Consider the following 7,830-nt stretch of genomic DNA (forward strand, 5'->3'; position numbering starts at 1 on the left):
ACCGCCGCCCGCTTCGCAGCTAAAGGTGGAGTGCCTCCCATGTCAGTGGCTGTTGAGAAGCCGGATACGCCCTCGGACCAACGTTCGCGGCGTTCCGGCGGGCGCGAAGCGCGCCGCGCCATGCGGGCGGCACCACTTGCCGACGACATCAAGCCGGTGCGCGCCGGCCTCGAAGGCGGGAGCTACGGGCCGCTCAACGGAAACGACCGCGAGCGCATTCACGAAGCGGTGCTGACGCTGCTTGAAACGGTCGGCTTCGCCAATGCCATCCCATCCTGCATCGAGGCGCTGACCAAGGCCGGCGCCACGCTCGGCGAGGACGGCCGCATCCGTTTTCCGCGCGCGCTCGTCCTCGATACCATCAAGAAGGCCGCACGCCATTTCACGCTGCATGGCCAGGATCCCAAGCACGACATGCTGATCCAGGGCAAGCGCGTGCATTACGGCACGGCGGGCGCCGCGGTGCATCTGGTCGACGTCGAGAGGCGCTGTTATCGCGAGTCGCTGCTGCAGGACATCTACGACGCCGCCCGCATCGTCGAAGGGCTCGACAACATCCATTTCTTCCAGCGGCCGATGGTGCCGCGCGACATTCCCGATCCGCTCGACATGGATTTCAACACGCTCTACGCCTGCGTGATGGGCACGTCGAAGCATGTCGGCACGTCCTTCACGGTACGCGAGAACGTCAAGCCGGCGCTCGACATGCTCTATGCGATTGCCGGCGGCGAAGAGAATTTTCGCGCGCGGCCTTTCGTCTCCAATTCGAACTGTTTTGTCGTGCCACCGATGAAATTCGCCGAGGACGCCTGCGGCGTACTCGAGGCCTGCGTCGAAGGCGGCATTCCAATCCTATTGCTGTCGGCCGGCCAGGCGGGTGCGACGGCGCCGGCGGCGATCGCCGGTGCGGTGGTGCAAGCGGTGGCCGAGGTGCTCGCCGGCCTCGTCTACGTCAACGCCATCAAACCCGGGCATCCGGCGATCTTCGGCACCTGGCCGTTCGTCTCGGACCTCAGGACCGGCGCCATGTCCGGCGGCTCGGCCGAGCAAGCGGTGCTGACCGCTGCCTGCGCCCAGATGGCGCAATTCTACGACCTGCCGGGCGGTTCGGCCGCCGGCATGACGGATTCGAAACTGCCCGACATTCAGTCCGGTTACGAAAAAGGCATCACCGATGTGATGGCCGGCCTTGCCGGCCTCAACCTTGTCTACGAATCGGCCGGCATGCACGCCTCGCTGCTCGGCTTCTGCCTGGAGAGCCTGATCATCGACAACGACATGCTCGGCCATTGCCTGCGCTGCGTGCGCGGCATCGAGGTGACCGATGAGTCGCTGTCGATAGACACCATCGCCGACGTTTGCCTGAAGGGCCCGGGTCACTATCTGGGCAACGAGCAGACGCTGCGGCTGATGCAGACGGAATATTTCTATCCGGCGGTCGGCGACCGCTTTTCGCCGAAGGAGTGGAACGAGAAGGGCAGGCCCGACATCTTGCAGCGGGCGATCATCGAGAAGAAACGCATCCTCGCCGAGCGCTTCCCGCGCCATGTGCCGAAGCCGGTCGACGACAAGTTGCGCGCCCGCTTCGGCAATCTGATCCACCTGCCGCGCAGCGGCATGGGCGGCTGAGGACGCTTCTCGTCAAAAAACTGTCAGTCGGCGCTCAAACCATAGCGCTCGGCGACCTCGCCACTGATCAGCTTGGCATGCAGTGTCATCAGTATGATTTGCGCATCGAAGCTGTCGCCGGCCTCAAGTGCTGCTTCAATCCGGCGCTCCGCATCCAGCCTACGTTGAAGGCCGTTGGATTGCTCGAATGCTTCCGGTCCGGCAATACAATAGCCAAGCAGCTGTGCCACCGGTGGATAGGCTTGTGGTGGCGGCTCGTCAGGCCAGTGATCCTTCATCAGATTGACGATGGTGAGCTTTGCTCCCTCCGGCACAAGGGCGGGATGAAGGTCGACGCCACGTAACGCGGCGTCGAGTTGCCTGAGGTCGCCTGAACGGCCGAACATTCCGAGGAAGCCTAGGGAGGAGCGCCGTTTCGCCATGATGTTCCTATCCGAACGCCCGAAACCGCAGCGAAGCGCCGGCCGCACGCAGCCGCTAACCGCTCGCTGCCAGCAACAAAACGCCAGCCAGGGCCGATCCCGCAAGCGTCGGCAGCATGCCGATCTTCAGCTTCAGAATGGCGATCATGGCAGCACAGGACAGCAGCGCCGCACCCCAGTCGATCGATGAAAACACCGGCACGTCCATGCCAAGACCGATGTTGCGCACTTCGCCGAAGATGACGTGCAAGCCGAACCACAGAGCGAGATTCATGATGACGCCGACGACGGCGGCAGTGATCGCGGTCAGCGCCGCCGACAGCGCCTTGTTGCCGCGCAGGGATTCGATATAGGGCGCGCCGAGGAATATCCAGAAGAAGCAAGGGGTGAACGTGGCCCACAGCGTGAGCATCGCCCCAAGCGATCCGGCAAGCAGCGGGCTCAACGATCCGGATTGGCGGAATGCGGCCAGAAAGCCGACAAACTGCAAAACCAGAATGAGTGGACCCGGCGTCGTTTCGGCGAGTCCAAGACCATCGACCATCTCACCGGGCGCGAGCCAGCCGAAGGACTCGACCGCTGCCTGCGCGACATAGGCAAGGACCGCATAAGCGCCGCCGAAGGTGACGACCGCCATGACGCTGAAGAAACCACCAATCTCAGTCCACACGCTGGCGGATCCGGTGAACGCCCAGATCAGAAGCACAGGCCCGAGCCAGATCGGCAGCCAGATCGCGATGGTGCGCGGCGCATGCCACGGCGTCGGCTTGGTGTGGGCCAGCTCGCCGCGCTCGAACATCAGGTCGACCGCGCCCTTGATGTCGGGAACCGCGTCTTTGCCGTGCGCCGCGCCGGAAAAAAGCGCCGGCGCAATACGGTTTCCAATCCAACCTGCCAGGCCGGCAAGCAGGATGATGAGCGGAAACGGCACGTTCAAAGCATAGATGGCGATGAAGGCGGCGAGCGCGATCGAAACCATGACCCGGTTCTTCAGGGCCCGACGTCCGATCCGGATCATCGCCTCGACCACGATGGCGAGCACGGCCGCTTTCACCCCGAAAAACAGCGCCTCGACGAGGGGAGCGTCGCCATACAGCGCATAGAGGATGCTCAAGGCGAGCATCACAAGCGCGCCCGGCGCGACGAACAGGACACCGGCGACCAGGCCGCCGATCGTCCGGTGCAGCAACCAGCCGATATAGACGGCGAGTTGCTGGGCTTCAGGGCCGGGCAGCAGCATGCAGTAGTTCAACGCATGCAGGAAACGTTGCTCGCCGATCCAACGCCGTTCCTCGACCAATTCCCTGTGCATGAGCGCGATCTGGCCGGCCGGCCCGCCGAAGCTGAGCAGGCCGATTTTCGCCCAGAGTTTTACGCCTTCACGGAAGGATGGCGCAGCCGGCGCTTCGACGGTCTCGCCCGTTTTTCCCGAAGTCGCCATTTTGTCAGAAGCCCCCGTTTTGTCAGAAGGCCCCTTTTCTTCCGAAGCTTGGGCGCTCATGATGGCTTGCCTGGCCAGTTGTGCGTCTCCTCGGTGGCGTCGCGGCACCATCGGAAAAACGCATCGTAGAGCAGCATGCCTGCCTCCAGCTGTTCCAGATCGTCGCGAAACATCCGCGACAGGCCAAGCGAGGCGGCCAGGAATCCGGCCGCCTGGGGAGCCAGATCGAGGCTTGCGGTATCGGCTGCGCGCACGATCATGGCCAGGCGGTCGAGCGCCTCGGATTCGAGCCCGAACTCTTCGATCATCGTGTCGAAGGTGCAGCGTTCGCCCCGGTGAGTCCAGAACACATTGTCGATGTCGAAAGGCACGGCCTGAAAGCGGTCGGCAGTGGCCGACACTTCAGCCGCCTCGACAAAGAGGAAGACCGCGCTCGGATCGATGAAACGCCGGAGCAGCCAGGGGCAGGCGATGCGATCGACCTTCGGGCGGGTCCGCGTCACCCACACGGTGCGGCCTTTTTCATCGCGGGGCGGTATCTTGCCGGCATGGATCAAAGGTCCCTTGGCATCGCGCCAGGCTTCGAACCCGCCTTCGAGGGATTCGGCACTGATGCGCTCGTGCCGCAGCCATGCGGCCACACCTTGCGAGAGCTTTTGTCCTCTTTGGCAAACGACCGCCACTCGGCTGCCGGCGAATTCGGATGCCCAGGTCGAGACGGTTTTGAAATCACGCCGGCTTGAGGCCGGCAGCAGGCGCGGATCGGCGTTGTAGTCCTCTTCGATGCGAACATCGATGATCGCGGGCGCACCCGGCAGACCAATCAGACGGGAAAGTTGCGATACGGTGATAGCGGTTGTCGACGGCATGGCGTCCACCTCCTTGAGAGAGAAGCTTGGACGCGAACGTTGGGCTGACGCCTCACGGGGTCGTCGCGATGCACCCCTTGCCATGATCGTGGATTTGTCGCGCTCGCTTGTCAAGCGTCATGCCTGGAGCAAAGGATGCTCTGGCTCCGGCGGCCGGCTTGGCGGAGCCAGAACACGTCTGGGAGGAAACCATGAAAAAGACCTATCACGGCAGCTGCCATTGCGGTGCGGTGCGTTTCGAAGCCGAAATCGACCTCGCCGAAGGCATCCGCAAATGCAATTGCAGCTTCTGCTGGAAACTCGGCTACCGGAAGTCCTTCGCAGCCTATGAAGCCGTGCGGGTAACGGACGGCCGCGACCGGATGCGGGAATACCAGGCGACGCCGTCGAACTGGCCGGAAGGCGACATCAACCACTATATGTGCCCGAACTGCGGCGCGAATTTTCTCTCGCGCGGCTATCTCGACTTCATGGGCGGGAATTTCTGGGCGGTGAACGTCGCCTGCCTCGACGACGTCACCGAAGTGGAACTCGGCGCGGCACCGATCGTCTACGAGGACGGCAAGCGCGACAGGCAGGATCAGGCGCCTGATATCACCGGATATCTATAGGCGCTGCTTGGACGCGGCTCTTTCCTTCTCCCCTTCGTGGGAGAAGGTGGCCGAGCCCACGGGTCTTGCCTCCGGCAGGCCCAAGGACCGGCTCCGCTCGGTCGGATAAGGGGTGCTCCAGCTTGGCACCGACCGCACTCCGTCCAACACCCCTCTTCCGTCTCGGCGCTGCGCGCCAATCCACCGCCCGGGGCGAGTCACGCGCCTCGCCCGCCCTTCGGGCCCCACAAGGGGAGAAGGAAAGAAGAGGCGTTCAGTGATTGTCCCGCGGCACGCCCCTGGTGTGCGCCACATCCTGGTATTTCACCGCCGGTTTCAGCACCATTCCTTCGGAAAACTGGTCGACCATGCCGCGCTGGATCTCCTGCCATGGCGTCTGGTGCTTGGGATAGTGATAGCCGCCGCTGTTCTGCAGCTCGGCGCGCCGGCGCGTGATCTCGTCGTCGGTGACGAGAATGTCGGCGGTGCCCTTGCGCAGGTCGATGCGGACGCGGTCACCGGTCTTCAACAGCGCCAGCCCGCCGCCTATGGCGGCTTCGGGCGAGGCGTTGAGGATCGACGGCGAGCCCGACGTGCCCGACTGGCGGCCGTCGCCGATACAGGCCAGCGCATGAATGCCCTTCTTGATGAGATGGGCCGGCGGCTGCATGTTGACGACTTCGGCGCCGCCGGGATAACCGATCGGACCGGCGCCGCGCATGAACAGGATCGTGTGCTCGTCGATGCCTTGCGCCGGATCGTCGATGCGGGCGTGGTAGTCTTCGGGCCCATCGAAGACCATGGCGTTGCCTTCGAAGGCCTCGGGGTCCTTCGGGTTCGACAGATAGCGTTCGCGGAATTCGGGCGAGATGCCGCTGGTCTTCATGATCGCCGAATCGAACAGATTACCCCTAAGATTGATGAAGCCGGCATTGGCTTTCAGCGGCTCGGCGACGGTGCGGATGACGTCGAGATTCTCGTTGACGGCCCCACTGCAATTGTCGCCCATCGTCTTGCCGTTGACGGTCATGGCGTCGGGATGGGGCAACAGCCCGGCCTTCATCAGTTCGGCCACCACCGCCGGCACGCCACCGGCATGGTGATAATCCTCGCCGAGATATTCGCCCGACGGCTGCAGGTTGACGATAAGCGGTATCTTGAGGCCGACCTTCTGCCAGTCGTCATTGTCGAGCGGCACGCCGAGATGGCGGGCGATGGCATTGAGATGGATCGGCGCGTTGGTCGAGCCGCCGATGGCCGAATTGACGACGATCGCATTCTCGAAGGCCTGCCGCGTCATGATGTCGGAGGGCTTCAGATCCTCATGCACCATGTCGACGATGCGTTTTCCTGTCTCATAGGCGATCTGGCCGCGCTCGCGATAGGGCGCGGGGATCGCGGCCGAGCCCGGCAGTTGCATGCCGAGCGCCTCGGCCAGCGAGTTCATGGTGGTGGCGGTGCCCATTGTGTTGCAATAGCCGGTGGACGGCGCCGAGGAAGCGACGATGTCCATGAACTCGTCATAGCCGATCTCGCCGGCCGATAGGCGCTGACGCGATTCCCAGACGATGGTGCCGGAGCCGGTGCGCTTGCCCTTGTGCCAGCCGTTGAGCATCGGGCCGACCGACAGCGCGATGGCCGGAATGTTGACGGTGGCGGCGGCCATCAGCAGGGCCGGCGTCGTCTTGTCGCAGCCGATGGTGAGCACGACGCCGTCGAGCGGGTAGCCGTAGAGCACCTCGACCAGGCCGAGATAGGCAAGATTGCGGTCGAGTGCGGCGGTCGGGCGCTTGCCCGTCTCCTGGATCGGGTGGCACGGGAATTCGAAAGGGATGCCGCCCATCGACACGATGCCCTCGCGCACGCGCTTGGCCAGTTCGAGATGATGGCGGTTGCAGGGCGACAGATCCGAACCGGTCTGGGCGATGCCGATCAGCGGCTTGCCCGACATCAGTTCGGCACGCGTCAGTCCGTAATTCAGGTAGCGCTCGAGATAAAGCGCCGTCATCCCCGGATTGTCGGGATTGTCGAACCACTCCTGCGAGCGAAATTTCTTCTTCGTTGTGGGGGCGCCGGCCATCATGGTCTCCGTATTTGTATGACAAATCGATATGACAACGCGCGAGAGCAGGCAAGAGGCACGCGCCATCCGAATCCGGACTTTGGTGCGATAGACATACATCGGGCCCCACGCTAGACGGGATCGGGGTTTGTCAATTTTGTATCCGGGAGATTTTGATGGCTTTGGTGATCGAAGGCGAGGAACGCATCGCCGCACCCCTGCAAAAAGTGTGGGAAGCGCTGAACGACCCGGACGTTCTGAGGCAGACCATTCCAGGCTGCCAAAGCCTCGAAAAGAAGTCAGACACCGAGATGGGGGCGACCGTGGTGCTCAAGATCGGCCCGATCAAGGCGACGTTCAACGGCGAGGTGACGCTCAGGAATCTCAACCCGCCGCATTCCTACACCATCCAGGGCGAGGGCAAGGGCGGCATCGCCGGCTTTGCCAAAGGCGGCGCCGATGTGACGCTGACCGCCGACGGGCCGGAGGCGACGATCCTCAGATATGCGGCCAAGGCCGATGTCGGCGGAAAGATCGCCCAGCTCGGCAGCCGACTGATCGAATCGACGTCGAAGAAACTTGCCGGGCAGTTTTTTTCGAGTTTTGGCGAGAAGGTGGGCGGCTGAGCATTCCCCTCCCCCTTGAGGGGAGGGTGGCCCGAAGGGCCGGGTGGGGTCGGTGGCGACGCGCTCCGACATTTCTTTCGTAAGAGGTCGAGGCAGCTGAGGCGCCCCCCCCCCCCCGGCGCCGCCGGCGGCGCCCGCCCCCCCCCCCCCCCGGGCCGGCGCGGGAACCACCCAGAGAGCAGCGCCCGCGC

At 63.8% G+C, this 7,830-nt stretch carries 7 protein-coding genes; 3 read left to right on the forward strand and 4 right to left on the reverse strand.

From position 1 onward, the window contains the following. Positions 1-39: 39 nt before the first annotated feature. Entirely contained in the window at positions 40-1,629 is a 1,590-nt protein-coding gene (locus tag AC0L3I_RS04650) for a trimethylamine methyltransferase family protein (protein WP_473526121.1), read from the forward strand. A gap of 23 nt (positions 1,630-1,652) precedes the next feature. Here AC0L3I_RS04650 and AC0L3I_RS04655 read toward each other — a convergent pair whose 3' ends face one another. The 3 genes from AC0L3I_RS04655 to AC0L3I_RS04665 are packed head-to-tail and all read right to left on the reverse strand — an operon-like array spanning position 1,653 to position 4,361. Further along, entirely contained in the window at positions 1,653-2,051 is a 399-nt protein-coding gene (locus AC0L3I_RS04655; RefSeq protein WP_473484024.1) for a hypothetical protein, read from the reverse strand. Positions 2,052-2,106: 55 nt separating this feature from the next. Then, the gene (chrA, locus tag AC0L3I_RS04660; RefSeq protein ID WP_473526122.1) at positions 2,107-3,492 is read right to left on the reverse strand and encodes a chromate efflux transporter; all 1,386 of its coding nucleotides are present in this window, start codon (positions 3,490-3,492) and stop codon (positions 2,107-2,109) included. A gap of 56 nt (positions 3,493-3,548) precedes the next feature. Further along, positions 3,549-4,361: a chromate resistance protein ChrB domain-containing protein gene (locus AC0L3I_RS04665; RefSeq protein ID WP_473484029.1), complete on the reverse strand. Its 813-nt coding sequence runs from the start codon at positions 4,359-4,361 to the stop codon at positions 3,549-3,551. 191 nt (positions 4,362-4,552) lie between these two features. On the opposite strand from AC0L3I_RS04665, the gene AC0L3I_RS04670 reads away from it, so the two are divergent. Then, positions 4,553-4,972 (forward strand): GFA family protein, encoded by a 420-nt coding sequence (locus AC0L3I_RS04670; RefSeq protein WP_473484031.1) that lies wholly within the window; start codon positions 4,553-4,555, stop codon positions 4,970-4,972. Between the two features lie 253 nt (positions 4,973-5,225). Here AC0L3I_RS04670 and AC0L3I_RS04675 read toward each other — a convergent pair whose 3' ends face one another. After that, on the reverse strand, positions 5,226-7,031 hold the full coding sequence (locus AC0L3I_RS04675) for an IlvD/Edd family dehydratase (RefSeq protein WP_473484525.1): 1,806 nt from the start codon (positions 7,029-7,031) through the stop codon (positions 5,226-5,228). Positions 7,032-7,189: 158 nt separating this feature from the next. On the opposite strand from AC0L3I_RS04675, the gene AC0L3I_RS04680 reads away from it, so the two are divergent. Then, positions 7,190-7,639 (forward strand): SRPBCC family protein, encoded by a 450-nt coding sequence (locus AC0L3I_RS04680; RefSeq protein ID WP_292647781.1) that lies wholly within the window; start codon positions 7,190-7,192, stop codon positions 7,637-7,639. Positions 7,640-7,830: the final 191 nt, after the last annotated feature.

This window comes from Mesorhizobium sp. WSM4840 (assembly GCF_055811755.1).